Genomic DNA, 25,064 nt, shown 5'->3' with positions numbered 1-25,064 from the left:
AAATGAAAAAAGCACTATTAATCATCAGTTTTGGTACCAGCTATCATCAAACCCGACAAAAGAATATTGATGTCTGTGAACAACAACTGGCAGCGGCTTACCGTGATCGCGATCTGTATCGTGCATTCACCTCAGAGATGATCATCCGTAAATTAAAAAGACGTGATGGCTTACAGGTGGATAATCCACGTCAGGCGTTGGAACGTTTGGTCAAAGAGGGGTATCAGGATGTGGCTATTCAATCCCTTCATGTTATCAATGGTGACGAATATGAAAAGATCGTCAGTGAAGTGCGTTCCTTTAGTGGTCATTTCCAACGATTAGTCGTAGGTACGCCGCTGCTTAATAGTTTTGCCGATTATCAACAACTGCTTGTTGCCCTCAAAAGTCAGATGCCGCCGTTAGCGGCGGATGAGCGTGTGGTGTTTATGGGGCATGGTGCAACCCATCATGCCTTTTCTGCTTACGCGTGCCTTGATCACCTGATGAATTCACATAATTTCCCAGCATTGGTTGGCGCGGTGGAGAGCTACCCGGAAATCGACCATATCATCATTCGCTTACGTCGGCAGGCAGTACGTAAAGTACATTTGATGCCATTAATGATGGTGGCCGGTGATCATGCGATTAACGATATGGCATCGGACGAGCCGGATTCATGGCGTTCTCAACTGGAAGCTGTTGGGATCAAAACCCAATCTTGGTTACAGGGGTTAGGTGAAAATCCGCTGATCCGCGAAATGTTCGTTCAACATCTGGCTGACGCATTACAGGCAGAACAACAGGAGGTGGTGTGATGAATGGAAGACTTTATGCTATAGGCGTTGGTCCGGGTGCCAGTGACTTAGTTACCGTACGTGCAGCTCGAATACTTGCTCGCCTTGATGTGCTTTATGCACCCGCTGGACGTAAAGGAGGGGATAGTCTGGCGCTCTCCATTGTGCGTGAATATCTGTTGCCCCACACGGAAATTCGTACTTGCCATTTTCCGATGAACAGTAATGGCGAAGAGAAACAGGCGGTATGGGATGAAGTGGCGCAACAACTGCAAGATGAAGTCGCAAAAGGGCTGCAAGTGGGTTTTATCACGTTGGGTGATGCCATGTTATTCAGTACTTGGGTCTTTTTGCTGGCGCGAATTGGTCGGCAAGAGTGGCTGGAAATAGTCCCGGGTATTACCTCTTTTGCCGCGATTGCCGCGCGTAGTGTATTACCACTGGCAATGGAACAGCAATCGATGGCGATCATGTCTTGTACTGCGCCGGAAGCCGAGTTGGAACAGGCACTGCAAACGCATGATTGCGTGGTACTGATGAAAGTTTATAACCGTTTTACCACCGTGAGTGCGTTGTTGGCACGCTTGAATTTGTTTGAACATGCTTTATTGATGGCGGATGCTACATTGCCAAGTGAACAGTGCTGGTGCCGTTTGGATCAGGTGGATGCCGATCAGAAATTACCTTATTTCTCCACCATTTTAGTGAATAAACAGTGGCATACTGAGAAATAAGTGCTGTAACGGTAGCTAAAGCTGCATGGCGAATGGAATCGTGGTTGTAAAAACTGAGGAGCAGCTTTTTGCTCTGCTACGCCAATAATTGAAGGAGATAGCATGATGGGCTTGTCTTTAATGTTGCAGGGTACGGCATCCGATGTTGGAAAGAGTGTACTGGTTGCAGGATTGTGCCGTATCTTTGTTCAAGATGGTTATCGCTGCGCACCGTTTAAATCACAGAATATGGCGCTGAATTCTGGTATCACTATTAACGGTGAAGAGATGGGCAGGGCGCAGATTTTTCAGGCAGAGGCGGCAGGTATCGAACCTGATGTACGGATGAACCCAGTATTGCTTAAACCCACCAGCGAGCGTAAGGCGCAAGTGGTGTTAATGGGAAAAGTGGCCTGTAGCATGAATGCGGTGGAGTATCACCAGTACAAGCCCAGTTTACAACAGCAAATTTGTGAGGTTTTTCACAGTCTGGCCCGTGAATATGACGTCATTGTGTTGGAAGGAGCTGGCAGTCCGGCGGAGATCAATCTGAGAGATCGAGATATTGTCAATATGGGAATGGCGGAGATGGTGGATGCTCCTGTGTTGCTGGTCGCGGATATCGATCGCGGCGGTGTATTTGCGGCCATTTATGGCACATTGGCACTGCTACGCCCGGAGGAGAAAGCGCGGGTAAAAGGGGTGATCATCAATAAATTCCGAGGTGATGTCAGCTTGCTCCAGCCGGGTATTGAACAGATTGAAGCCTTGACCGGAGTGCCGGTATTGGGAGTCATGCCTTGGTTGAATATTGATCTGGAAGATGAAGACGGTGTGGCACTGCAAACCGGCAAATATGATGGCTCGACAGAAAAGGCGTTGGATATTGCGGTGATTCGTTTGCCCCATATTGCTAATTTTACTGACTTTAACGCATTGGCGGTGCAACCGGATGTTCGCTTGCGTTATGTGACTCAACCATCAGCGTTGCAGTCGTCGGATCTGATTATCTTGCCCGGCAGCAAAAACACGTTGGGAGATTTGCAATGGCTAAGGCAGAACGGGTTAGCGGATGCCTTGTTAACGGCACATCAGGCGGGTGTTCCGGTTATCGGTATCTGCGGTGGTTATCAAATATTGGGGAAACGGATTATTGATGGCGTTGAATCAGGCATTGAACAGATGGATGGCCTTGGATTACTGGATATGGAAACCCGATTTGCTCAAGAAAAAGTAACGACTAGGGTAAACGGTAAGAGCTGGTCAGCATTGCCAGGCTTGTTGTCAGACTGCATTGAGCAGCCTATTCGCGGTTATGAAATTCATATGGGCAATTCGATACTGGGAGCGGATGCAACCCCGTTTGCCTGTATTACCGAGCGTAACGGCCAGTCTGGTGGTTGGTGTGATGGCGCAGTTAATCGAGAGGGCAGTGTGATGGGCAGTTATATTCATGGTTTGTTTGATAGCGCTAATTTTACCCGCGCTTTGCTTAATACTTTGCGTCAGCGCAAAGGATTGGCGGCTTATCAAGGTGAAACACTGGATTATACTCACTACAAACAGACTCAGTTTGACCTTCTGGCGAAAGCCATGCGCGAACATCTGGATATAGAACGGATTTATCAGTGCATGAAAACCCATCGACAAGGTTCGGCTCCGTGATCTTGATCACTGGAGGAGCTCGTAGTGGTAAAAGTGTGCTGGCGGAGAAACTGGCGGCACAAGCGAGTGAACAGGTGTTGTATATTGCGACTGCCGTAGTGACAGACAGTGAAATGGCTGAACGTATACAACTGCACCGTGAAAATCGGCCAGCTCATTGGCGCACATGGGAGGGCTATCGCGATCTCGGTGCAGTTATCACGACGCAAACCCGACCGGGAGAAGCGGTTATCTTGGAATGTATCACCACCTTAATTACCAACCTATTATTTGAGCAAGCTGGAGAAATACCACCTGAACAAATGGATTTTGCGGTATTGGAGGTGGGAATTCAGCAACAAATTGGTGATCTATTAGCGGCTTGTGCCCGCATGACTTCCCCGATATATCTGGTCACTAACGAATTGGGAATGGGTATTGTGCCGGAGAACCGTCTGGCCCGACATTTCCGCGATATTGCCGGAAGGGTTAACCAGCGGCTGGCGGCGGCGGCCAATGAAGTATTTTTGATGGTATCGGGAATTGAGGTAAAAATTAAATGAGCCTGCGTTTGTTTCTTGCCACCTTACAATTTATGACCCGCATTCCGGTACCATCGCGCTGGACACAGGGATTAGAAATCGATCACTACGTGCGTGGCATAGCGAGTTTTCCATTGGTTGGATTGATCGTCGGTATGCTTGCGGCGGCGGTTTTTACCTTGCTGGCTCCCTGGTGTGGCGCGCCTTTGGCGGCATTAGGTTACGTATTAGCGCTGGCATTGTTAACTGGGGCGCTTCATCTTGATGGTTTAGCGGATACCTGTGATGGCGTGTTTTCTGCCCGTAAACGGGAAAGAATGCTAGAGATTATGCGTGATAGCCGTTTGGGAACCAATGGTGGATTGGCATTGATCTTTCTCATTTTGGCGAAAGTGCTGGTGGTGAGCGAATTATCTCTGCGTGGCGCTTCTATGCTGATGGCTTTAACTGCTGCGTCAGTGGCGGGCAGGAGTGCGATTATCTTGTTAATGTACCGCCAGCGTTGTGCTCGTGAAGGGAGTGGCTTGGGGAATCTCTATATTGGTCGGGTTAACGGTCATCAGGCACTGTTGACATTGTTAGGCGGGGCAATATTGATTGTTCTACTGATGCGCTGGTCTGGCGTGCTGGCATTGGCGATTACGCTGTTGGTTGTTGGGTTGCTGGCGGTGTATCTGCACCGCCGTTTAGGCGGTCAGACCGGTGATACCCTTGGAGCGTCTGTGGAAGTCGGGGAGTTGGTGTTTTTACTGGCGCTACTGTGAGTAATTGCCTGGAAAAATACCCAACCCCTATATTCTCGCTAAGTGTTAGCTGGCTGAGAGAATAACAGTAATAGGTACATAATGCTTACGGGCGGAAATCTGGCGACTTTCCCAGCGATCATGAGCTGCTTGAAGGTTAATCCAAAAATCCTCATCCGTTTCAAATAAACCGGCTAATTGCGTGGCCTCTGCAACGGATAGGCGCCGGGAATTATTCACAATTTGGCCGATAACCTTGCGAGAAACACCCATCGCACTCGCTAACTGCTGTTGAGTTATTTTCAAGGGTTTCAAAAACTCTTCGGTCAACATTTCACCTACAGTGGTAGGTTCTGCTGTTCTGGTATCCATAAAGTTTCCTGTGAAATCCAAGAGGAATAATAAAACCATATTTACTTCACGTTCTCTGCCTTTCTTCTTTTTTCTTCTTTTTTCTTCTTTTTTGTCAGTATCAATCTTTGCTCATTGGCTTGTTGTTGGAGGTTCTGACCGTTTGATCTGTAAACTCCGCATATGCTGAAAGCGTTAGCGTTGGGTGGTATGGCAGGCAGAAAACAACAGGGCAATCGGGCATTTTTATAACAATAGGTTTAGGTCTTTTAGCTGGCATAGTTTATTCTTCCCAAGTCCTTATCTGGATTTCGTCGTACTTTAAGGTCTCCAGGTGGAGGTTTCAACATGAGGATGATCTCCTGTGGGAGTCTTGTCAAACGGTTATGCGGAAAAACTTATACCCTATGGATTTCAAGATGTATTGCGGCGGCAAGGGAGTGAGTTCCCCTTTGTTTATAAGTTAAGAAACTCATTAAACGAAAACATTTATAATAGTGATTAAATGAAAGACAAAAACAAACTTATTAAGAAGTTGGAAACAATAAATGCTGATACTTTCTTCAAGTTCTTGGACGCGAAGAAAGTAACTCGAATATGCCCGATGTGCCACAGTGTTGGTGAGCAAGTTATTGCTGAGACAAGCAAAGCTGCGGTTGCTGACTTGCTTCATGGGCAATCGGTTAGCAAAACATTTGTTACTTTTTTCAGACACGCACCAGAACAACCTACCGACAGTGATGCTAATTATTATTATAAACTCAGCTGTGATAATTGTGGCTATATTACCACTCATGAAGTCAGATCTGTGCTTCATTGGTTGAGTCAGCAAGAGAAGGGATCTCATGATGAGTAATATATCTTATATGAATAGTACCAAACGTAAAGGGGGTGATGATATGGATACTACCTGTAATGATGGCGGTGATGGCGGCAGTTTAGAGCCAAGAGTGGCGCGTCTTGAATCAGATGTCATGCAAATAAAGATAGAGTTAACCAAGCTAACAACTCGATCTGAAGAGTTTGCGACAAAAGGCGATCTACATAAAGAAATCAGTGCACGGACGAAGTGGTTAGCTGCAACCATAATTGGTACCGCTGGGTTGGCATTAGCTGTGGCTCGTTATTTGTTTGGGTGAAATTTCTGTAGACATTTTGTGAGTGTATCCAAACTGGATAGCGGGCAGTACCTTGCTGATGTTCGCCCGCAAGGGCAAGCATATTCGTAAGTGCTTCGGCACAAAGTCCGAAGCGCAACAGTATGAACGTTGGGTAATCGCTACCCAAAACGGTATTAAATCAATGATTCCCAATCTAGCAAAAAGGCTGGCGAGACATGTACTACGACACACATTCGCAAGTCATTTTATGATGAATGGGGGTAACATGCTAAAAAACGAGTCTGAATCTACGTGTTTCTGAATTAACTGCTCTAAAAAACATCTGAGGTAGAGTAACAACAATGCGACTATTTTTGGTTCGGCACGGTCAAACGGAAGCGAATCTGAGTGGTGTTTTCTGTGGTATGACGGATGTGGAGCTGACTGAAACGGGGATAAATCAGGCTCGGCAAGTTGCCCGTTATCTATCGGCAGTGACATTTTCGCAAGCGATAAGCAGCGCGTTACGGCGGGCGCGTCATACTGCGGAGATTATTCTGGCCGGTCATTCGTTATCAGCTACCATTAATACGCAACTCAATGAGATGTATTTTGGCGCATGGGAAATGCGCCATCACCGTGATTTGCAACATGAAGACGCAGAAACTTGGACTGCCTGGTTAGCGGATTGGCAACAGTCATCCCCGGCCGGGGGTGAAACCTTTCCGACATTTGCGGCTCGGATAGAAAATGTGGTTCAGCAACTGCTGATACAAGAAAGTCAGGATAATCTGTTACTGGTTGCGCATCAGGGGGTATTGGGTTTGTTACTGGCGCGTTTGCTAGCTATGCCGCCTACTGCTATGTGGCACTTTCATTTTGAACAGGGAACGTACAGTGTCGTGGAAATCCAACATGGATTTACTACCTTGCGCACATTTAATAACCGGACTGACTGGCAGCCGCTTGAGACACGGAAATAACACCATGCAAACATTTTCATCGATCATTAATGCGATTGTGCCATTGGATAACGTTGCGATGGCGCGTACTGCTACTCGATTGAATGGGCTGGTTAAACCAACAGGCAGCTTCGGACGTTTGGAACATCTGGCGATTCAGCTTGCCGGAATGCGGGGATTATCGGGCCATCATATTGATCGTAAGCAGATTATTGTGATGGTTGCTGATCATGGGGTTTATGACGAAGGTGTGACCATATCGCCCAAATCAGCAACGGCTATTCATGCACAGAATATGATAAAAGGGATTACCGGTGTTTGCGTGTTGGCGGCAAATGCGGGTGCTGATGTGAAAGTTGTGGATGTGGGCATTGACAGTGATCCTGTGCCGGGATTAGTGAATATGAAGATCGGGCGTGGCAGTGGCAACATTGCCCAAGGACCGGCAATGAGCCGCCAGCAAGTAGAAGATCTATTGCTGGCAAGCGCGCACCTGACGCTGAAACAGGTTGAAAATGGCGTGCAACTGTTTGGTGTGGGCGAATTGGGTATGGCGAATACCACACCGGCGGCGGCTGTGGTCAGCGTATTTACGGACAACGATCCACAACAGATTGTAGGCATTGGGGCTAACTTCCCCAGAGAACGCTTGCATCACAAAGTGGCGGTTGTGCAACAGGCGATTGAAATCAATCGGCCTGATGCCAGAGATAGCATTGATGTATTGGCCAAGGTTGGTGGTTATGATTTGGTGGGTATGGCGGGCGTAATGCTTGGCGCTGCTTCTGCTGGGCTGCCGGTGATTTTGGATGGATTTCCTTCTTATGCGGCGGCGCTGGCCGCTTGTCGAATTGCTCCTGATGTGCGTCATTACCTAATTCCTTCGCATTTATCGGCAGAGAAAGGCTCAATTATTGCGTTGCAACACCTGCAACTAGAGCCTTATCTGCATTTGGACATGCGTTTAGGGGAAGGCAGCGGCGCTGCATTGGCTATGCATCTGGTGGATGCGGCTTGTGCTATGTATAACAATATGGGACTACTTACTGAAAGTAATATTGTGTTGCCGTTTTAATTATTAGGTTAATTTGATAACCCGTATTGATAGTTGGCGAGCATGAAATCTTTCCGCTCTATTAAATGAGATCTCATATACGATAAATTCGTTTATCGTATTCCTTTTACTTCACTGATAAATTTCAATATTTAACTGCTCATGGAAAGTGTTAAGTTAAATTTTACAGGTAAAATCACCTGATTATATATGTCAACAAATAACAGTGATAATAAGGAAGAAGTAAAATGTCATCAAAAATTATATATGTAAATTCTAGTCAATCTTTTGAAATTTTTAAGCACGGAAATGTGATATTTCCTAATCACTATCCTGAGGCAATTATAAAAAACAACGGCCCGGCATCCATTAGGGTGATAAATTACTGGGCTCCTCCGGTTGGAGATTATAATCAATATAACTATATTGATGTTTACCCCGGTGAGACGAAAACATTTCTCGCACCTGTTAACGCGGTTTATTTCTATAAAATTATAGTCACCAATCTCAGCACTATTTACAACGCAGAAATTGAAGTTACATCGCAATTTTGGAATTGGTAGTTGATCTTTCATGAACCCTATTTTAAGAATTTCACTATCTACCAAACCAGGCAGGAGGCAGGTTTTGACCTGCCATCCTTTATTTTAGTTGATATTAAATTTCACTCTTTTTGATTGCTTATTCTTGAATAATAACTTTAAGCATTTTCGGTAAATATATCTCGTAATATTTGCTTGCCAATGACTTTCATTATACTTAATCGTATTGGATTAAAAATTCATTCAAATTTAATTTAAGTGGAATATTGGCAGCAATTAAATGTTATTTATAACACTAAAGGATTAGTTAAATTTCCATTATCATGAGCTTTATCACATTCTTTGGCAATGAACCCAATATCTATATTATATTTCTTATCAAGATAATATATATTCATGTTTTTGAATATTGACTAACTGATGGTTTTCTATGGCGAATATAATCTATTTAGAAATTAGGGGTGATAAGCAAGGTTTGATATCACAAGGATGTTCAACGGTTGATTCTATTGGTAACACATGTCAGCTTGGTCATGAAGACCATATATTTGTTTATGAATTGACTTCTAATATAACCAGAGGTCAACATGTTAACCATCAGCCGGTTGAGATAAGAAAGCCAATAGATAAATCTTCTCCTCTTTTGGGGGTGTCTATAACGAATAAAGAATCGCTGCAATGTGTTTTTTATTTTTACAGAACATCAACTAAAGGTGGTTTAGAGCTATATTATAAGATAAAACTTACCGGTGCATATATATGTGCATTGAATGGATTTTATCCAAATTCATCTACGCATAATGAATGTCAGCCACAAGAGAGTTTATCTTTGATGTATAAATCAATAACGTGGGAACATATTATGTCCGGCACCAGTGCATATAGCATATGGGAAGACAACGTTTACTGAGGATTTTATGAAAGGGATATCTCATCTTTCTTATGATTTAAATAATTACGCTTCGTCATTGAAGCGTAAAGCACACTTGGCTGCTAGTTTTTTTATAGAAGATAGCCAACTGAGAATGTCATATTTAAAAGAAGTTGATGACTTTGTTAATATAAAAACCCGTGAATTTAAAAATACATTTGATGTAAACGAAAAAAAGAGATTGGTTTATGAAGTAAAAGATGAGTATGAAATAACGGAAAAAGAATATCAGGTTTTAAGGCGTAAGGATTATACCAAATATATTGTAACCGATATATTTGAAGATCATGGTGTGGTTAAATACGCAAAAATAGGCGGTGGGGTTGTTGCTGGTGGTGTTCAAATGTTTGCTGGTCTTGCAGTTTTTAATTCAGGGAGACTTGTAAAATCTAGAACAGTTCAATCGGTAGGTGTTGTTTTGGCTGCTCATGGAGTTAATAACTTTTATGAATCTATTAGCCCGATTCTTTATGAGCATCAAGATATAGGCTGGGTTAGGGAAGGATATAGACATGTCTCTCATGCTTTAGGTTATGGTGATAGTGTAGCTGATGTTGCTTATAGTTCAGTTGATTTCGTGGCAAGTCTATATGGAACGTATGGGATGCTCAAGCTTAAACCGGTTAAATCTAAGAATAATATATCTGGAGGTTATCCTGTTAAACCGGGGGCAGGGAAATTGTTCAGATATATTAATTCGGATCTTGCCAGAAAATGGCAGTTAACACCAAAGCCGATGTTAACCATTCAAGTATTAAGTAGTGGATATAAAGTCAAACTTTTGATAGATGACATAAATAAACTTCATGACGATTGAAATTTATTTTTTATTTTAAAACGAATATAGAAAACTAGCAATTTTGAACCTGTGATTAAATTACATCTAACGGAAAAACTGTAATAAAAAAAAGATGAGATTGAAATAAATAAGTAAATTGAAAACATTAATGGAATTCCATATGCCATATCACTGAAAAACATACCTGTTATTATAAATAAGAAAATTGGAGTAAAAAATAAAAATGGCATAGCGACCTCTTCGGCTATAAGTAACAGATAATGACAAAAACAGTCTGTTTTGTTTTGGTATCTATCATAAATATCAGGCTCATCTTTATATAAGGTAATAAAGTTTCTCTTTATCTTAAGCAATTCTTTTAAGGTGAATCCGCTATTTAGTATTAATTTTCTTAATTCAATTAGGTTCATTTATTCATACTCAATTTTATTTGATTTTATAATTAGTTGTTTTTATCATGTTTTATTGATTAACTCAAGGGTTAAATTTAGTTTTTATTTTAAAACGAATATGGAATATTGCTAATTTTAATCCTGTGATAGGATTACAGCTAACGGAAAGGCTATAATAAATTGAAAAAGAGGTAAAAAAGAGTAAGTAAATAAATGACATTAATGAAATGCTATATTCCTTTTCACTGAAAAGCATACCTGATATTATAAATAAACAAACTGAGGTCAACATTATTAATGGTGCAGCGACTTCTTCAGCTATAAATAGTAGATAATAACAAAAACAATCTGTTTTGCTTTGATATTTATTATAAATGTATGGGTCATCTTTATGCAGGACAAGAAAGTTTCTCTTTATCTTAAGTAATTCTTTTAAGGTGAATCCACTATTTAATATTGATTTTCTTAAGTCAATTAAATTCATTTTTTAACTCTATAAATGGCTTACCATGACACACTTAATTCTTTATAACTGCTTGAACTTTTCTTTTATTTTGAGACGAGTATAGAAAATGGTTAATTTTATGCATAGGGGGAAAGGATAATTCTGACAAAAACGTTTATAACATAAACATGTCATCGTCACAATGACATAAATAAGTGATGTAAATGGAACCATAAACCATGCATTATCATACAGCTCTATTAATATGAACACTATATACCAAGCAGTTATATATAACACAGGGAAACCTACTTCTCCAGCAAATAATAGTATAACATTGTAAATATTATCGCTTTTTGTATAATTTTCTATAAGATACCTTCTTTCATCATCGTCAAGATTTTTAAAGGTTCTTTGCATCATAAGAAGCTCTTTAAATGTGAATCCACTACTGAGGGTTAATTTTCTTAATTTTTCCAAATCCATCTATTCAATCTCATAATATTTCGTTGATATAATGACTTATCATAACATAGTTATGGTTTTATTATACCTAATAAATGCATTCTTTATGTCTGTTTTTCGAAAATTTGTTGTACTTAGTAATATGGTGCTATCGTCGTAATAAAATGAGAGGAAAAGTGTTATCAGAATAGATAACGCGAAAAAAACAGTATCTGATTTCGATTGTTATTTATTACATTATTGAATGACAAATTATATACAATAAATTCGTTGGCTGTATTTTTTCACTGTGCTGACAAATTTCAATATTTAACTGTTTGGGGAAAGTGTTAAGTTAAATTTTACAGGTAAAACCACCTGTTATATATGTTACTAAATAACAGAAACAATGAGGGGAAGAATAATGTCATTGAAAAAAACTGTATCTATAGGTCCTCTTGCAACCGTTGAGATTTATAGTAATAAAAATATTGCAGTGCCAAATACAGTCCCAGCGGCAATTATAAAAAACAAGAGTATGGCACCAATTAGGGCTGTAAATTACTGGGCTCGTCTGATTGGAGATTATCATCAATATAGTCATGTTGATGTTTATCCTAGCGAAGTTAAAATATTCGGCGGACCTGGTGACCTTATTTACCGCTATAAAATTGTAGTCACCAATCTTAGCAATACTGAAAATGCAGAAATTGAATTTGTAATGGACCCTGCGTGGAAAAAAGCTGGAATTCCATCAAGAATGGTACATATGAATTCTAACGATGCATATGTAATTTATAATTCTGGTAATGCAGTATTACCCACTGATTTCAGTGACGCAATTATAAAAAACAATAGCCTGGCAAATATTAGGGCTGTAAATTATTGGGCTGGTCCGTTTGGGCATTATAATCAGTATAGCTATATTGATATTTACTCCGGTAAGACGGAAATACTTGCATCACCTCCTAATGTTGTTAATTACTATAAAATTGAATTCTACAACATTAGCAGTATTCTAAATGCAGAACTGGAAGTTATATCGCATTTATGGCTAGGTAATCAATAAAGCAGGAGGCAGGTTCTGGCCTGCCATCCTATTTTTTAATTTTTATATTGATGATTTTCTTAATTAAGTAAAAGGGGCACTTGAATGAAAGATTATTGTTTATACCCGTCATCTTTCAAGTTGCCTCTTTGTTGGCTGCACTCGCTCACCCCGGTCACATAGTTCGCTATGCTCCCGGGGATTCGCTCCTTTGCCGTCGCGATCCATCTTGAAATCTATAGGGTATAGCCACCATTCTATCAACGACTAAGAGCAATGCCGGAAGCTTGTTGTTCCAGCATATTTTTCGCTAAATCGACAATAATTGCCGCGGCTTCGATGGGTGGTGTGCCGCCACGATGAATATTCGAGATACAAGTGCGGTCAGCTTCAACCGTTTTTTCTACAGTCGGTTGGTAAACTGCATAGCAGGAGAGACTTTCCGATTGCCCTAATCCGGGGCGTTCTCCAATCAATAAGACAACTACCTTAGCTTTTAGTAACTCACCAATTTGATCTTCGATTTTGACGCGGCCATAACGCACAAAAAATGGAGTGCCGATGCACATTCCTGCCTGTTCCAACCCTTTTAACAGTGGTGGCACAAGATCTTCGTAGTTGGTGGTAATGGCATCAGTAGACAGGCCATCAGAGATCACAACCTGTACATCGGTGCCAGTTTTGCACTGTGTCAGCAAGGTTTCTACCGCATTCGCACTGAGTTTTCTTCCCAAGTCCGGGCGAGTTAAATAGAGATTTTTGTCGCTGACTTGAGATTGCACTTCCAGCAATCCTCGTTTTTCTATCCATTCGGTCGGGACTTCCTTTAACACCGTATCTTTAGAACGAGAGTGATCAGCTTGAAAACGCAGTAATGCCTGAGTACGGGGACGTGGACCGCTGCGGCCGGTACCGACTCTCGCAACAGTGCTGCGGCGTAATTCTTGTAAGACTTCCATACGGTTCGGGTTTTGGACACCGATCCACTGCTTGGCTTCTAAGGAGCCTAAATCCGGCGTACAGCTTTCAGCTTCGTCAATGATTCCCGCTGTAGGGGGGGATAATGTTTGTGGTTCCTGGCTAAAGATCGCATTATCTGCACACGTTTTAATTGGTTTTTGGTTCATGGTGGTTTATCTCAGCAAAGAATCAGAAAAAGAACGATGCATCACCTGCACGTGATGTTAAGCGGCCATTTGCCATCAATCCCATATGTTCCAGCCAGCGTTCAAATTCTTGGGATGGGCGCAGATTAAGCAGATGGCGGATAGTGGCGGTATCGTGGAAAGCGGAAGTCTGGTAATTGAGCATAATGTCATCACCAAGCGGCATTCCCATGATGAAATTACATCCTGCGGTTGCCAGCAAAATCATCAGGTTTTCATTCTGGTTTTGATCGGAATCTGCATGGTTGGTGTAGCAGCAGTCACATCCCATTGAGACGCCACTGAGTTTTCCCATAAAGTGATCTTCTAATCCGGCGCGGATAATCTGGCGATCATTGTAAAGGTATTCCGGCCCGATGAAACCGACAACGGTGTTTACCAGAAATGGGTCATAGTGGCGTGCCAGACCATAGTTTCGTGCCTCCATTGTCACTTGATCCGCACCAAAGTGAGCACCGGCGGAGAGAGCAGAGCCTTGTCCAGTTTCAAGGTAAAGACAGTTATCGCCAGCAAGACGGCAATATTCCGCGCCAACGGCACGCGCTTCATCTAACATAGCCAATTCTACGCCAAACTCTTTTAGCCCTTTTTCACTACCGCAGATACTTTGGAAAATCAAACCACCCGGTGCGCCACGCTTAATAGCTTCTATCTGGGTCGTGACATGGGCCAAGACACAGCCTTGAGTTGGGATCGCGAATTTGTCGATCACTTCATAGATGGTATCTAGCACGCGGGTGAGGTTTTCCACATCGTCAGTTACCGGGTTAACGCCGATGACTGCATCACCAACGCCAAACGATAGTCCTTCGTAAATCTGGGCCAGAATGCTTTGTACATCGTCGCGGGTATCGTTAGGTTGCAGTCGGGCGCTGAACGTTCCCGGTATTCCGATGGTGGTATTGGCTTTTTTGATCACCGGCATTTTTTTCGCGCCATAGATCAGGTCCGCATTGGAGCTGATTTTTGCTACGGCGGCAACGACTTCAGAACTGATTCCTTTACGCAGAAAGGCGATATCATCCACACTGGTATCGTCACTTAGTATGTATTCACGCAGTTCACCGATACTCCAGTTTTTTATGCGGGTGTAGGCAATTTCATTAATGTCATCCTGAATAATGCGAGTCACGCAATCCTCTTCATAAGGAATAATCGGATTCATGCGAATATCCGCAATCGTCATTTCCGAGAGGACATGTTTAGCCGCTACACGTTGTTGGGAACTTTCCGCAGCCACCCCGGCTAGCATATCCCCGGAACGCAATTCGTTAGCCATTGCCAGCACCTGTTTGACATCTTTAAACTGATAGGTCTTACCAAAAAGCTGAGTTTTCAATTTCATGTTTACGCTCTCTCAGGAAGGAAAAGCCAGTGATTTGATAGTGACGGGAACCACAGTGCCATTAAATAGTGGCGTGCCAATGTCGATATAATCTCCGGTGCGGGTGATAACTTCATCGATAACCGCCAGCGGTCGTTCTCCCATCAGAGGATGTAGCAGCATACCTAATGCCTTACCAAAGTCTTGACCAGCGACGATGAGCAACGGGTGGGAAGAGGGATAGCGTGCGGCAAAGTTCTGTAAAGCAGTAATACATGTCTGTACGGCGGCATAATTCACTGGCAGGGCGTCGGGTAGGGCCAATGCATATAGATCCTGTTCGGCGTTCAGATCCATTTGTGTGAGTGCATGTTGCCAGGATTCCGCCAGTGATTCAGCGGCTTCTGTGTCAGGATGGACGACAGGAATGTTGCGCAGTGGTAGTGATAACGTATCGAGCCAGATAGTACTACCGGATAACGATAATGTATGAGCACCGGCACCAATAACGGTAGCGCGCACGGTTTGTTTTGGCACTTGCAGCGGCAGTTTGGTGAAATCATTATCACGATGGATAGCTTGCGCCAGCAGTGGCCCTAAATCGTGAAAACGGAATAGAGCATGATCCGATGCTTGACGATAACATTCTCCTACCCCGCCGGAGAGGGTGACGGCATAGAGTTCATCACAATTTGGCAGCGGTTCGGTCATCAGTAATTGTTGCGCCAGTGGTGTGAGTGGCCCGGTGATGACTTCCCACAGCAATTGCGACATCCGCGTAGCAATTTGCTGTAATTGCGAGGCTGTCAGATGTTGAAGATCTGTGTTTTCACCAAATAGTGAATCAACGATGAGTGCTCCCGGCGGATGCGCCCGTAAAACTTTGCCTTGAGGATCGGTTTCCAATAAGCGGCCGCCGACATTTAAGCAAGCGGAGGCGATAAGTCGCCCGGCATCAAATAGAGCGTAGTTGGCTGTGCCGCCGCCGACGTCAATGTTGAGCACTCTGGCCATTTTCTGTTGTGACAGCGCTTGAGCGCCGGAGCCTAAACCGGCAATCATTGATTCCAGATGTGGCCCCGCGGTTGCTACAACAAAATCCCCTAATTTTTGTGCCAGTGTCATAATCGCAGGGCGTGCATTGCATGTTTTCGCGGTTTCACCGGTAATGATAACCGCACCGGAATCGACACTTTCTGGATCGATGTTTGCTGCTTGATATTGTGCTTGGATCAAGTTGAACAGTTCGTCTTCACGCAATTGTCCGGCAAAGTCTACGGGGGTAAATAACACCGGGCTTTGCCAGATAATCTCGCGGCTAACAAACTCGTAGCGTGGCACTTGTGATACCGCCGCACGGTTCACCAGTGACAGACGCGAAAAGATCACTTGTGTGGTGGTGGTGCCGATGTCAATACCGACACTGAATAATTCCTTGGCTTCCATCGCTACGCCTCTTGTCTGTAATAAGGCGTATGTTGGCATTTTTTTTTATCAATCAGTATTAAATGTCGGCAATTTGATCGAAAAGTCAACTGTAATCACAAAAACATTAGGGGTTATAATAAAAATGGCGTAGATACAAGATGCAGGGCGAAGTTGCTAAGAGAAACAAGTAGATAAAGTAACAATGCGTCAGAACAGAGGGTTATCATCAATACATTAACAAAAATGAAGAATTATTGATCTCACACCAGATCATGTTGCTGGCTATCGGTTATATATCTTCCAACAGACTTTCGTTACAGGGTGAAAAATATGATGAATAGCGGAAAAGTTTGGTTGGTAGGTGCCGGTCCCGGCGATGCGGCGCTGATTACTGTCAGAGGATTGCATTGTATCCGTCAGGCTGAGGCGCTGGTGTATGATCGATTAGTCAGCCCGGACCTGTTATCCGAAGCACCGGGCAACTGCAAAATGATTAATGTCGGCAAAACGCCGAACTATCACCCAGTGCCGCAACGGCAAATTAATCAAATCTTGGTGGAGTGTGCGCAACAAGGGTTAAATGTTGTCCGGCTGAAAGGGGGAGATCCCTATGTGTTTGGCCGTGGTGGTGAAGAAGCGGAAGCTTTGGCACTGGCGAAAATCCCCTTTGAAGTGGTACCGGGCATCAGTTCATCAATTGGTGGTCTGGCTTGTGCCGGGATACCGGTCACTCATCGTGATTATGCATCAGGTTTTCATGTTATTACCGGCCATTTGCGTCAGGGCAATGAATCACAGGATTGGGCGACGCTGGCAAAGCTGGAAGGCACATTGGTGATCTTAATGGGCATGACTCAACTGGCAAGTATCTGTGAGCAATTGATCGCAGGCGGTAAAGCGCCGACAACACCGGCGGCGGTTGTGATGTATGCCAGTCATCAGCAACAACAGGTTGCCAGTGCAACCCTGCTAACTCTGGCTCAGCGGGTGACAGCTCAGGGATTGACTGCGCCAGCATTGATTGTGATTGGTGATGTGGTGCGTCTGCGGGAAACACTGGCTTTTAGCCGGGATCGTCTATTGTTGTCTTCCGTTCCATCACTGATGGCACTCTGATTTTCTGTTTAACATTTGGGATAATATTTGATGAGCGAACATGGTGGTAATGTGCTGGAAATGGCGCTGAAAATGGGTGTTACAGTCGAAGAGATGATTGATTTCAGCGCTAATATTAACCCATTAGGGATGCCGGAATCCCTAAAAACGGCCATTATCGACCAATTAAAATGTGCAGAGTATTACCCTGATACAGAATATCGCCGATTGCATGCCGCGTTAGCGCAGATTCATCATTGTACTGCGGAAAACCTGATGGCGGGTAATGGTGCTACCGAATTGATTTATGCTGTGGTGAATTATCTTAAGCCGCGTCGTGCCATGCTCTTGATACCGGGATTTGCTGAATATCGGTGCGCCTTGCAGCGCGTGGATTGCCAGATTGATGAGTATGTGATGAATGAAGCGGATAGCTATCAACCTGATGAACGCTTGTTGATGGCATTAGAACGCCATCGGCCTGACTGTTTGTTTCTCGCGACACCGAACAATCCGACGGGGTTGATGCCAGATGCTGTGCTATTGCAGGCAATATTTGAACGTTGCCGTCAGCATAATATTGCGTTGATTGTTGATGAGGCGTTTATCGACTTTCTCCCGGATATTGCTGGATTTATTCCTCAGATAGCGCATTTTCCTCGTCTTTATATTCTACGTTCACTAACGAAATTTTTTGCTATTCCGGGGTTGCGCCTTGGTTATCTGGTCAGCAGTGATGTCATGGGGATTCGGGCGATGAAGCGCTGGCGGGAGCCGTGGACCATTAATGCTTTCGCGGCGTTGGCGGGTGAAATGGTGCTTAATGATAACGTTTACATTCAAGCAACACACCGCTGGTTAGCTGAGCAACAACGTTGGCTTTATCAGGCATTGGCGGCATTACCGGCATTACGTGTTTGGCCTCCCTCGGCAAATTATATCTTCCTGCGTTGCCTGCGCCCAGAAATCGATCTTCAACCCGCATTGCTGAAACAGAGAATATTGATTCGCCATTGTGCTAATTATCCGGGTTTGGATGCGGCTCATTATCGGGTCGCCATTAAAGGCGAGCGTGATAATCGCCGTCTGGTATCGGCGTTACATCAGGTATTCGGTTATGGCTGAAGCGCGTTGTCCTGCATCGTGTGGTGAACTTATCCAAGGGTGGATTCTTGGTGGTGAGAAATTGATCTCTTGTCCGGTGAATTGGTTCAGTGAAGTGTCTGTTACAGATGGCGTGCCGGGAAAAGATGAACGTCCCCGTATGCGCCAAGTGATGAAAACGGTTCTGGCGTATTTTGGTTTGTCGGTGGAGATGGCGCGAGGTTTACGGATCGCCTTGACTTCTACGATCCCGATGGCAAAAGGGCTAGCAAGTAGTACCGCTGATATTGCCGCTACAGCGCTGGCGACGGCGCGTTATTTGGGGAAAACACTTGATGAAATGACACTGGCTAGCTTTTGCGTACAGCTTGAGCCTACGGATAGCACGTTGTTCAGTCGGCTTACCTTGTTCGATCATCAAACAGGTACCACGCAAATTGCTTGTGACTGGCAGCCATCTATAGACATTTTGTTATTGGAAAGCCCGGAAATCGTGATCACAGCTGATTATCACCGTTTAGATCGCCATCTGGTATTACTGGAAAATGCCTCCGTGCTAGAGCGTGCTTGGAAACTATTTTGTCAGGCTGTGACTACTCGGAATTACTGGCGGTTGGGCGAAGCCACGACGCTCAGTGCGCAGGCCAGCCAAAAGTTGTTGGTCAAACCGGCGTTTGACAGTTTGTTGGAATTGGTAGAACGGAGTGGGATCTACGGGTTGAATGTTGCTCATAGTGGCAGTGTCGTCGGATTATTGTGCGATCGTCACCATCATGATGTTGAATATCTATGCTGGTGGCTGAAACAGAGGGGCATAATTCGTTTTTATCCCCGTCAGCACTTGCTGACCATGATTCCGGGTGGTGTGCGTTAACGGTAGGAGGAGATTTATGTTGGATTATTTGCCGATGTTTTGTCAGATCCGGGATAAAACCTGTCTGCTGGTTGGAGGAGGTCAGGTAGCCGAGCGTAAAGCGCGTCTGTTATTAGATGCTGGCGCACATCTATTAGTTAACGCACGGGAATTTACCCCGCAATTTAAACTATGGGGGGATAACGGCCAAGTGACCCTCATTCGCGGTGAGTTTGAGCCTCACTGGCTTGAGCATTGTTGGCTGGTGATTGCTGCTACTAATGATGCGGCGGTGAATAGCTATGTGTGTGATTGTGCGACGGAGCGCCGCATTTTTTGTAATGTGGTAGATGAGCCACAGCAAGCCAGTTTTATCACACCGTCAGTGATTGATCGCTCACCCTTGGTGATTGCTATCTCCTCCGGGGGAAACGCGCCGGTATTGGTCAGATTATGGCGTGAAAAACTCGAACGGTTGCTGCCGATGCATCTTGGTCGTCTGGCCGCTTACGGTGGGACACTTCGCCAGCGGGTAAAACGACATTTTCATCATTTGGCGGCACGTCGTCACTTTTGGGAGCGATTTTTCACTAATGAGCGATTAATGCAATCATTGGTCAGTCAAGATCATCAACAAGTTGATCGGGTGGTAGAAACATTATTCTCTGAGTCATCTCAAGCGAATACAAACAAAACAAACAGTTGACTAATATATTGGAGCTGGACAAATGAGTGAGGAGCGATATAAACAGAGAAAACAGCGGCAAAAAGAGAGATTTATGGCACAAGTTGCAGCCGCTCAAGAAAACCGGGGGATTGTCATTATCTATACCGGTAATGGCAGAGGGAAAACCCCCGCAGCAATGGGAACGGTTACACGAGCGTTGGGTCATGGATTAAAGGCTGGCGTTATCCAATTTATTCGCGATGAATGGTCAGCCGGTGAGCGTGTTTTGTTGCGGCAGCATGGAGTAGAATTTCAACTAATATCAATGAACTTGACTGGAGAAATGCAAAATCGTGCTAAGGATATTGCTGCTTGCTCTGAGGTTTGGCAGCATGCGCTGCGCATGATGCGTGATCCTGAATTATCATTGGTCGTGCTGAGTGAATTGGTTTGCGTGATAAATAACGGTTATCTATTGCTAGACGAAATTATCAAGGCATTAAGCGAACGGCCAATTAATCAGACGGTAATCATTACCGGACAAGATTACCCTACTGAATTAATTGAACTGGCTGATACGGTTAGTGAAATGCGTCCGGTAAAATATGTTTTCACTTAATTATGCGTTTTCCGGTCACCACATCAGATGAAGAATGATTCATGTTTTTATCTTGTTTAACCAATGCATTAATTTCTCTCATGGTGATATTTGATATTGTGCCAGATTGATGAAAACGCTCAGCCATTTTCTGCATTTTGATGAGTCGATTATTATTCATTACATGTTACCTCGATTAATAAATCAGATGATATACCCGTTATCTTTCAAGTTGCCTCTTTGTTGGCTGCACTCTATCACCCCGGTCACATAGTTGTCCATGAAAGCTGCGAAATCATCAGTGGTAAAAATTTTCATTGAGAGTATTTATTATTAAAATTATAATTAGTCAAATGTGATTATATTTTTTGGGTGTTAAAAGTATACTGGATAATTATTTTTCAAATAATTTAAGGTTAATAATAAAGTTTTCTCCTATGTTTACTTGAATTAAGTATATAAAAACCAATTAATATTGAGGTGATTAATTAATTGGTTATGATGAACTTTATCGGATATATATTCCATAAAGCTTAATAATACATGAAATAAATTCCATGCAATATATTCCACCATCCAATAATTTTAATTTATTTACAAGTTGGGATTTATATCTAATATTGTCGGCGGAATAGATATAACGTTAATTTAAGTTTTGATATATGAAACGAGTTCACGTAATCCATATCATATTTTGTCGCACACTTTATTCAGTTTCAAACAACGCATGGTTATTTAATTTATAAATTAAGAGGTTTAATATGTCTATTGAAAATACCGATATAGCTGAACAAACAACTGGTAAAGATTCAGTTGTACTTGGACATGCAGAAGCGCCGGCAATACATTCTATCGCAATTGGTGCTTCACCCCGAAATTCTAAAACCATCAGTGAAGCGGCGATTGCCATTGGGCAAAATCAAATTGCGGGTAAACAAGGTGATACGAAAGTCATTTGGCCTATTGCGATTGGGGCTGATTCTGTATCCAATGGCTTGGCTTCTATCGCGTTGGGACAAAAGGTGACGGCGAGTGCGGCTCAGGCTGTGGCGATTGGTCAACACTCCTCTGCAACAGAAAAAGGGAGCATTGCGTTAGGTGCAGATTCTATTGCTAATAAACCGAACGTTGTTTCTGTGGGAAAAACCGGCCATGAACGTAAGATTATACATGTTGCGGCTGGAGATATTTCAAATCACAGTACTGAGGCGGTTAATGGTCAGCAGTTACACGCTGAATCGGCAAGGATTGATATATTATTGGATACAAAGAATCAAGAGTTGGAAGAGAAGATTCAATCTCTGGAAAGTGATATAGCTAATCTTACTCTATTGGTTCAGAATAGTGTGGATGATGTTGCATCATTGAAGAAACGACTTCTCGATGCATTGAATTATTAATATCCGTTGGTTGTTGTTTCATATATTCTTATCCTTGAATATCGGGATAAGAATATATTCAAGATAATATGAGTAGGGGGTTAAATTTAAGTTAATGTTTAAATGAATAACGAAAGCTAAATAATTGAATCTCTGCTAATCAAATTTGTCTAAATGTTTATTTAGATGGTTGATTAGTAGTTTGTTCCATTCCAGCGTTAAATTTTTATCACCTTTAATTATGAAAGGAATATAAGATATGTCAACATCATATAGTGTTTCTCAGAATGAACTCAAACAAGTATATGAGCTTTTGCCTGCGCCGTGGATAGCTGAGGCTAATAATAAATGGCAATTAGATATAAGTCAGGTGATTGATATCAATGGCGCGACGATCTATGTTAATCCGTACCCAAATATGATGACAGGGGATAAGATTACTTTATCTTGGCAAGGAGAGTTTGGTAGCCCCTATATATTACAGGATACGGTGACACACGAAAAAAGAGGGAAGATTCTAACTTTCATCGTGCCTTTTTCTGTATTAGAACAATATCCTGGGAGCTATGTCCGGTTGAACTACAATATTACTCGGGCAACGGGAGAGTTGGCACGATCTCAGCCAGTGGATTATTACATAATTGGGGAAAGGGCTAAATTGCTGGTAATAGGCGCTCGTTATTCGCGAGAGGGGTTTTATAATTATGGATCTACTCCTCCTTGCTATATTAGTGCGCTGAATGCCAACACTTTGCGACCTGTGCTGGCCGAATGGCAATATGCAGGGGAACAGAAGTGGGTTGTTGGCAGTAATTTTCAAGATGTTTTGTCGTATCGTCCTTTGCGTGTGCGTTTGGCTAACCAATTAGTGACTTTGAACCCGTGCAATATTGTTGGTAATGGTGGGCATGTGAGTGGAAGTGGATTGGGTAGAGATTATACCTCTGCGTTTGTTGCCCGGCGGGATAGCGGTTATATGGTTGCCTGGGGAGATGCTGGGCTTGGCGGCAACATCCCGTTACCTTTAACAACTTTAAATAATATTGTTCAGATAGTGAGTACAGGAGGTGCCTTTGCGGCACGGCTAAGTAGTGGTCATGTCGTTGCCTGGGGAACCGCAGAAAATGGCGGGGTTGTTCCAACGGAAATTGCTGGATTAAGTGATATTGTCGATATTGTGGGATCGGTAGGAGCATTTGCGGCTCGTCGGGCTACCGGGCAAGTTGTTGCTTGGGGAAATCGCAATTATGGTGGATTAGTGTCACCGGCAATTGCGGCAATGACAGATATTGTAGATGTATGGGGAGGAGGTGTTGCTTTTCTAGTCCGAAGAGCCACGGGTCACTTAGTCGCTTGGGGAAGCGCTGATAAGGGAGGAGCATTGCCGCCGGAAATTGCCGCAATGACAGATGTTGTGGAAGTTGCGGAGGCTGCTTGGGCCTTTGCTGTGAGACGGGCTAATAATTCTGTTGCTGCATGGGGAACTGGTAGTGATTTTGGTAGTGTCGTTCCAAGTGAAATCGGTGCATTGAGGGATATTATTAAGTTAAGCAGTTCGAACAATGCCTTTGCGGCGCTACGGGCGAATGGTTCAGTGGTGGCTTGGGGAAGAGACAGTTTTGGCGGAGTGGTGCCAAAAAATATAGCGGGATTAAAGGACATTGTCGAAGTGACCGCGACAGTGCATGCATTTGCAGCCCGCCGTGTGAATGGCTCTGTGGTAGCGTGGGGTGATGTTGATCGGGGAGGAAAAGTTCCAGAATCTATCTCAAATCTGCAAGATATTATTCAAGTCACAAGCTCGAAGGCTGCATTTGCTGCGTTACGCCGTGATGGGACGGTAGTCACTTGGGGTGATAGCGAATGGGGAGGAGATAGTCGTGCGGTGGCAGAGCAGTTGAAAAATGTTCGTGCTATCTACGGGAGTAGTACAGCGTTTACCGCGTTAACTGCGGATGGTCGCGTAGTGACGTGGGGTTTAGCTGGGGGTGGAGGAAATAGTAGCTCAGTTCAGGCATTGCTCAAAGGGCAGGTATCCTATGAAATCGCAACACAATAAATTAGAGTTATTTAATGGTCGCCCTTAAATCATTTCCCAGAAAGATAATGCTGTCCGGTTAAGATTTTTTATAGCGGGCCGGATATTTTTCTGGTGTATGAAGCACTGAAAACTCGTAACTTCGGTGCTTCTTCTCTTTTGGTAGGATACGCATCTTTATATTCTCTCTCACTTTTTCAATCTGGATGGCAATGTTTCTGTTCCCCATAATTCCTGTCTGATACCCGATGGGAAATGATTTCTCAATGTATTTAATTATTAATATCCGTTAGTTGTTGTTTCATATATTCTTGGCTATTAGGCTGAGAATATATGATAAATCATTTAGTGGTGGGATTATTATTTGATAATTATTTATGGGGTGTATTGCAGTGAATAACAGAATAATTTCCTTGCTCGACTTAACATACTAACTGCATTTGCTCGGGTAAATTATATAAATGATTGCGTTGAGGAGAATGAAAATATATACAAATAACATAGTGTCGGTTTGTATTTGATTGGTTCAATAAGTCATTATATTTAGTGAAGCTATATGATACATTAAATAAACCCATGAAATATATTTCATAACCGAATGGTTTTAATTTATTTACAAATTGAATTTTTCGTATAATATTTTGTTTTAACAATAGTGGTGTTAATTTAGGTCCGAGTGAAAGGTGGGGAGGGGTATAATAATGTTTTTAAATTACGTTAAGTTTGTTTAATATTTCACGGTGACAAGTTTGAAAAGAAATTATTATGTATTATTTGGTTGTTTCTGATGAAAAATACTAAATTATATTGCTGGGTTTATTAATCTAGTAATAAGTTATACCCAATGGATTTCAAGATGCATCGCGACGGCAAGGGAGCGAATCCCCGGGAGCATAGATAACTATGTGACCGGGATGAGCGAGTAC

At 43.2% G+C, this 25,064-nt stretch carries 26 protein-coding genes and 1 pseudogene; 20 read left to right on the top strand and 7 right to left on the bottom strand.

Annotation, left to right across the window (positions count from 1 at the left end; all coding sequences use genetic code 11):
• Nucleotides 1–2: 2 nt before the first annotated feature.
• The 5 genes from cbiK (at nt 3) to cobS (ending at nt 4,439) form a co-directional block, all read left to right on the top strand.
• Nucleotides 3–797 (top strand): sirohydrochlorin cobaltochelatase, encoded by a 795-nt coding sequence (gene cbiK, locus EAE91_RS06485; RefSeq protein WP_214087767.1) that lies wholly within the window; start codon nt 3–5, stop codon nt 795–797.
• Entirely contained in the window at nt 797–1,510 is a 714-nt protein-coding gene (locus tag EAE91_RS06480) for a cobalt-factor II C(20)-methyltransferase (RefSeq protein ID WP_214087766.1), read from the top strand. Before cbiK ends, EAE91_RS06480 begins: the two co-directional genes overlap by 1 nt.
• A gap of 105 nt (nt 1,511–1,615) precedes the next feature.
• A complete protein-coding gene (locus tag EAE91_RS06475; protein ID WP_214087874.1) occupies nt 1,616–3,154 on the top strand; it encodes a cobyric acid synthase in 1,539 nt (512 codons plus the stop codon).
• Nucleotides 3,151–3,696, top strand: coding sequence for a bifunctional adenosylcobinamide kinase/adenosylcobinamide-phosphate guanylyltransferase (gene cobU / locus EAE91_RS06470; protein WP_214087765.1), 546 nt, complete (start codon nt 3,151–3,153; stop codon nt 3,694–3,696). Before EAE91_RS06475 ends, cobU begins: the two co-directional genes overlap by 4 nt.
• A complete protein-coding gene (cobS, locus tag EAE91_RS06465) occupies nt 3,693–4,439 on the top strand; it encodes an adenosylcobinamide-GDP ribazoletransferase (RefSeq protein ID WP_214087764.1) in 747 nt (248 codons plus the stop codon). The genes cobU and cobS overlap by 4 nt, the downstream gene beginning before the upstream one ends.
• A 45-nt stretch (nt 4,440–4,484) precedes the next feature.
• Here cobS and EAE91_RS06460 read toward each other — a convergent pair whose 3' ends face one another.
• Nucleotides 4,485–4,790 carry a HigA family addiction module antitoxin gene (locus EAE91_RS06460; protein WP_214054817.1) on the bottom strand — a complete coding sequence of 102 codons (306 nt, stop codon included), beginning with the start codon at nt 4,788–4,790 and terminating at the stop codon, nt 4,485–4,487.
• 484 nt (nt 4,791–5,274) lie between these two features.
• Between EAE91_RS06460 and EAE91_RS06455 the strand changes: the two genes are divergently transcribed.
• The 7 genes from EAE91_RS06455 (at nt 5,275) to EAE91_RS06425 (ending at nt 10,175) form a co-directional block, all read left to right on the top strand.
• Nucleotides 5,275–5,625, top strand: coding sequence for a hypothetical protein (locus EAE91_RS06455; RefSeq protein ID WP_036814493.1), 351 nt, complete (start codon nt 5,275–5,277; stop codon nt 5,623–5,625).
• Nucleotides 5,618–5,908, top strand: coding sequence for a hemolysin XhlA (locus tag EAE91_RS06450; RefSeq protein ID WP_244868703.1), 291 nt, complete (start codon nt 5,618–5,620; stop codon nt 5,906–5,908). Before EAE91_RS06455 ends, EAE91_RS06450 begins: the two co-directional genes overlap by 8 nt.
• A gap of 323 nt (nt 5,909–6,231) precedes the next feature.
• A complete protein-coding gene (locus tag EAE91_RS06445; protein ID WP_214087763.1) occupies nt 6,232–6,852 on the top strand; it encodes an adenosylcobalamin/alpha-ribazole phosphatase in 621 nt (206 codons plus the stop codon).
• A gap of 4 nt (nt 6,853–6,856) precedes the next feature.
• Complete coding sequence (gene cobT, locus EAE91_RS06440; protein ID WP_214087762.1) at nt 6,857–7,906, top strand: nicotinate-nucleotide--dimethylbenzimidazole phosphoribosyltransferase; 1,050 nt, start codon at nt 6,857–6,859, stop codon at nt 7,904–7,906.
• A gap of 227 nt (nt 7,907–8,133) precedes the next feature.
• The gene (locus EAE91_RS06435) at nt 8,134–8,448 is read left to right on the top strand and encodes a hypothetical protein (protein ID WP_105398191.1); all 315 of its coding nucleotides are present in this window, start codon (nt 8,134–8,136) and stop codon (nt 8,446–8,448) included.
• A gap of 409 nt (nt 8,449–8,857) precedes the next feature.
• Nucleotides 8,858–9,337: an Hcp family type VI secretion system effector gene (locus tag EAE91_RS06430; protein WP_214087761.1), complete on the top strand. Its 480-nt coding sequence runs from the start codon at nt 8,858–8,860 to the stop codon at nt 9,335–9,337.
• Between the two features lie 7 nt (nt 9,338–9,344).
• Nucleotides 9,345–10,175: a DUF4225 domain-containing protein gene (locus tag EAE91_RS06425; RefSeq protein ID WP_214087760.1), complete on the top strand. Its 831-nt coding sequence runs from the start codon at nt 9,345–9,347 to the stop codon at nt 10,173–10,175.
• 456 nt (nt 10,176–10,631) lie between these two features.
• Here EAE91_RS06425 and EAE91_RS06420 read toward each other — a convergent pair whose 3' ends face one another.
• Together EAE91_RS06420 and EAE91_RS06415 are read right to left on the bottom strand one after the other, a co-directional pair.
• Nucleotides 10,632–11,033, bottom strand: a complete 402-nt coding sequence (locus EAE91_RS06420) for a hypothetical protein (protein ID WP_214087759.1) — start codon at nt 11,031–11,033, stop codon at nt 10,632–10,634.
• A 42-nt stretch (nt 11,034–11,075) separates the two neighbouring features.
• Nucleotides 11,076–11,480, bottom strand: a complete 405-nt coding sequence (locus tag EAE91_RS06415; RefSeq protein ID WP_040149082.1) for a hypothetical protein — start codon at nt 11,478–11,480, stop codon at nt 11,076–11,078.
• A 382-nt stretch (nt 11,481–11,862) separates the two neighbouring features.
• On the opposite strand from EAE91_RS06415, the gene EAE91_RS06410 reads away from it, so the two are divergent.
• Nucleotides 11,863–12,507 carry a hypothetical protein gene (locus tag EAE91_RS06410; protein ID WP_214087758.1) on the top strand — a complete coding sequence of 215 codons (645 nt, stop codon included), beginning with the start codon at nt 11,863–11,865 and terminating at the stop codon, nt 12,505–12,507.
• 239 nt (nt 12,508–12,746) lie between these two features.
• Here the strand turns inward: EAE91_RS06410 and eutC are convergent, their stop codons facing one another.
• The 3 genes from eutC to eutA are packed head-to-tail and all read right to left on the bottom strand — an operon-like array spanning nt 12,747 to nt 16,422.
• Nucleotides 12,747–13,613, bottom strand: a complete 867-nt coding sequence (gene eutC / locus EAE91_RS06405; protein WP_244868701.1) for an ethanolamine ammonia-lyase subunit EutC — start codon at nt 13,611–13,613, stop codon at nt 12,747–12,749.
• Between the two features lie 22 nt (nt 13,614–13,635).
• Nucleotides 13,636–14,997 (bottom strand): ethanolamine ammonia-lyase subunit EutB, encoded by a 1,362-nt coding sequence (locus EAE91_RS06400; protein WP_214087757.1) that lies wholly within the window; start codon nt 14,995–14,997, stop codon nt 13,636–13,638.
• A 12-nt stretch (nt 14,998–15,009) separates the two neighbouring features.
• Nucleotides 15,010–16,422, bottom strand: coding sequence for an ethanolamine ammonia-lyase reactivating factor EutA (gene eutA, locus EAE91_RS06395; protein WP_214087871.1), 1,413 nt, complete (start codon nt 16,420–16,422; stop codon nt 15,010–15,012).
• Between the two features lie 315 nt (nt 16,423–16,737).
• Between eutA and cobA the strand changes: the two genes are divergently transcribed.
• The 5 genes and pseudogenes from cobA (at nt 16,738) to cobO (ending at nt 20,742) form a co-directional block, all read left to right on the top strand.
• The gene (gene cobA / locus EAE91_RS06390) at nt 16,738–17,520 is read left to right on the top strand and encodes a uroporphyrinogen-III C-methyltransferase (RefSeq protein ID WP_214087870.1); all 783 of its coding nucleotides are present in this window, start codon (nt 16,738–16,740) and stop codon (nt 17,518–17,520) included.
• 30 nt (nt 17,521–17,550) lie between these two features.
• Entirely contained in the window at nt 17,551–18,624 is a 1,074-nt protein-coding gene (gene cobD / locus EAE91_RS06385) for a threonine-phosphate decarboxylase CobD (RefSeq protein WP_214087756.1), read from the top strand.
• Nucleotides 18,617–19,477 carry a GHMP family kinase ATP-binding protein gene (locus tag EAE91_RS06380; RefSeq protein WP_214087755.1) on the top strand — a complete coding sequence of 287 codons (861 nt, stop codon included), beginning with the start codon at nt 18,617–18,619 and terminating at the stop codon, nt 19,475–19,477. The genes cobD and EAE91_RS06380 overlap by 8 nt, the downstream gene beginning before the upstream one ends.
• Nucleotides 19,478–19,496: 19 nt before the next feature.
• Nucleotides 19,497–20,126, top strand: a pseudogene (locus EAE91_RS06375) (NAD(P)-dependent oxidoreductase); the annotation flags it as partial.
• A 58-nt stretch (nt 20,127–20,184) separates the two neighbouring features.
• The gene (gene cobO / locus EAE91_RS06370; protein ID WP_214087754.1) at nt 20,185–20,742 is read left to right on the top strand and encodes a cob(I)yrinic acid a,c-diamide adenosyltransferase; all 558 of its coding nucleotides are present in this window, start codon (nt 20,185–20,187) and stop codon (nt 20,740–20,742) included.
• Here cobO and EAE91_RS06365 read toward each other — a convergent pair.
• Nucleotides 20,735–20,902, bottom strand: coding sequence for a hypothetical protein (locus tag EAE91_RS06365; protein ID WP_041380957.1), 168 nt, complete (start codon nt 20,900–20,902; stop codon nt 20,735–20,737). The genes cobO and EAE91_RS06365 overlap by 8 nt on opposite strands.
• A 580-nt stretch (nt 20,903–21,482) precedes the next feature.
• Between EAE91_RS06365 and EAE91_RS06360 the strand changes: the two genes are divergently transcribed.
• Nucleotides 21,483–22,121: a hypothetical protein gene (locus tag EAE91_RS06360; protein ID WP_214087753.1), complete on the top strand. Its 639-nt coding sequence runs from the start codon at nt 21,483–21,485 to the stop codon at nt 22,119–22,121.
• Nucleotides 22,122–22,359: 238 nt separating this feature from the next.
• Complete coding sequence (locus EAE91_RS06355; RefSeq protein ID WP_214087752.1) at nt 22,360–24,159, top strand: RCC1 domain-containing protein; 1,800 nt, start codon at nt 22,360–22,362, stop codon at nt 24,157–24,159.
• Nucleotides 24,160–25,064: the final 905 nt, after the last annotated feature.

The organism is Photorhabdus noenieputensis (assembly GCF_018448935.1).
In the GTDB taxonomy this organism is placed as follows: domain Bacteria; phylum Pseudomonadota; class Gammaproteobacteria; order Enterobacterales; family Enterobacteriaceae; genus Photorhabdus; species Photorhabdus noenieputensis.
This window is presented reverse-complemented; position numbering and strand designations above follow the sequence as displayed.

Bases quoted from the DNA above. Each gene is read 5' to 3' on its own strand.
- cbiK (WP_214087767.1), top strand. From the start codon at position 3: ATGAAAAAAGCACTATTAATCATCAGTTTTGGTACCAGCTATCATCAA.
- EAE91_RS06480 (WP_214087766.1), top strand. From the start codon at position 797: ATGAATGGAAGACTTTATGCTATAGGCGTTGGTCCGGGTGCCAGTGAC.
- EAE91_RS06475 (WP_214087874.1), top strand. From the start codon at position 1,616: ATGGGCTTGTCTTTAATGTTGCAGGGTACGGCATCCGATGTTGGAAAG.
- cobS (WP_214087764.1), top strand. From the start codon at position 3,693: ATGAGCCTGCGTTTGTTTCTTGCCACCTTACAATTTATGACCCGCATT.
- EAE91_RS06460 (WP_214054817.1), bottom strand. From the start codon at position 4,790: ATGGATACCAGAACAGCAGAACCTACCACTGTAGGTGAAATGTTGACC.
- EAE91_RS06455 (WP_036814493.1), top strand. From the start codon at position 5,275: ATGAAAGACAAAAACAAACTTATTAAGAAGTTGGAAACAATAAATGCT.
- EAE91_RS06450 (WP_244868703.1), top strand. From the start codon at position 5,618: ATGAGTAATATATCTTATATGAATAGTACCAAACGTAAAGGGGGTGAT.
- EAE91_RS06445 (WP_214087763.1), top strand. From the start codon at position 6,232: ATGCGACTATTTTTGGTTCGGCACGGTCAAACGGAAGCGAATCTGAGT.
- cobT (WP_214087762.1), top strand. From the start codon at position 6,857: ATGCAAACATTTTCATCGATCATTAATGCGATTGTGCCATTGGATAAC.
- EAE91_RS06435 (WP_105398191.1), top strand. From the start codon at position 8,134: ATGTCATCAAAAATTATATATGTAAATTCTAGTCAATCTTTTGAAATT.
- EAE91_RS06430 (WP_214087761.1), top strand. From the start codon at position 8,858: ATGGCGAATATAATCTATTTAGAAATTAGGGGTGATAAGCAAGGTTTG.
- EAE91_RS06425 (WP_214087760.1), top strand. From the start codon at position 9,345: ATGAAAGGGATATCTCATCTTTCTTATGATTTAAATAATTACGCTTCG.
- EAE91_RS06420 (WP_214087759.1), bottom strand. From the start codon at position 11,033: ATGAATTTAATTGACTTAAGAAAATCAATATTAAATAGTGGATTCACC.
- EAE91_RS06415 (WP_040149082.1), bottom strand. From the start codon at position 11,480: ATGGATTTGGAAAAATTAAGAAAATTAACCCTCAGTAGTGGATTCACA.
- EAE91_RS06410 (WP_214087758.1), top strand. From the start codon at position 11,863: ATGTCATTGAAAAAAACTGTATCTATAGGTCCTCTTGCAACCGTTGAG.
- eutC (WP_244868701.1), bottom strand. From the start codon at position 13,613: ATGAACCAAAAACCAATTAAAACGTGTGCAGATAATGCGATCTTTAGC.
- EAE91_RS06400 (WP_214087757.1), bottom strand. From the start codon at position 14,997: ATGAAATTGAAAACTCAGCTTTTTGGTAAGACCTATCAGTTTAAAGAT.
- eutA (WP_214087871.1), bottom strand. From the start codon at position 16,422: ATGGAAGCCAAGGAATTATTCAGTGTCGGTATTGACATCGGCACCACC.
- cobA (WP_214087870.1), top strand. From the start codon at position 16,738: ATGAATAGCGGAAAAGTTTGGTTGGTAGGTGCCGGTCCCGGCGATGCG.
- cobD (WP_214087756.1), top strand. From the start codon at position 17,551: ATGAGCGAACATGGTGGTAATGTGCTGGAAATGGCGCTGAAAATGGGT.
- EAE91_RS06380 (WP_214087755.1), top strand. From the start codon at position 18,617: ATGGCTGAAGCGCGTTGTCCTGCATCGTGTGGTGAACTTATCCAAGGG.
- cobO (WP_214087754.1), top strand. From the start codon at position 20,185: ATGAGTGAGGAGCGATATAAACAGAGAAAACAGCGGCAAAAAGAGAGA.
- EAE91_RS06365 (WP_041380957.1), bottom strand. From the start codon at position 20,902: ATGAATAATAATCGACTCATCAAAATGCAGAAAATGGCTGAGCGTTTT.
- EAE91_RS06360 (WP_214087753.1), top strand. From the start codon at position 21,483: ATGTCTATTGAAAATACCGATATAGCTGAACAAACAACTGGTAAAGAT.
- EAE91_RS06355 (WP_214087752.1), top strand. From the start codon at position 22,360: ATGTCAACATCATATAGTGTTTCTCAGAATGAACTCAAACAAGTATAT.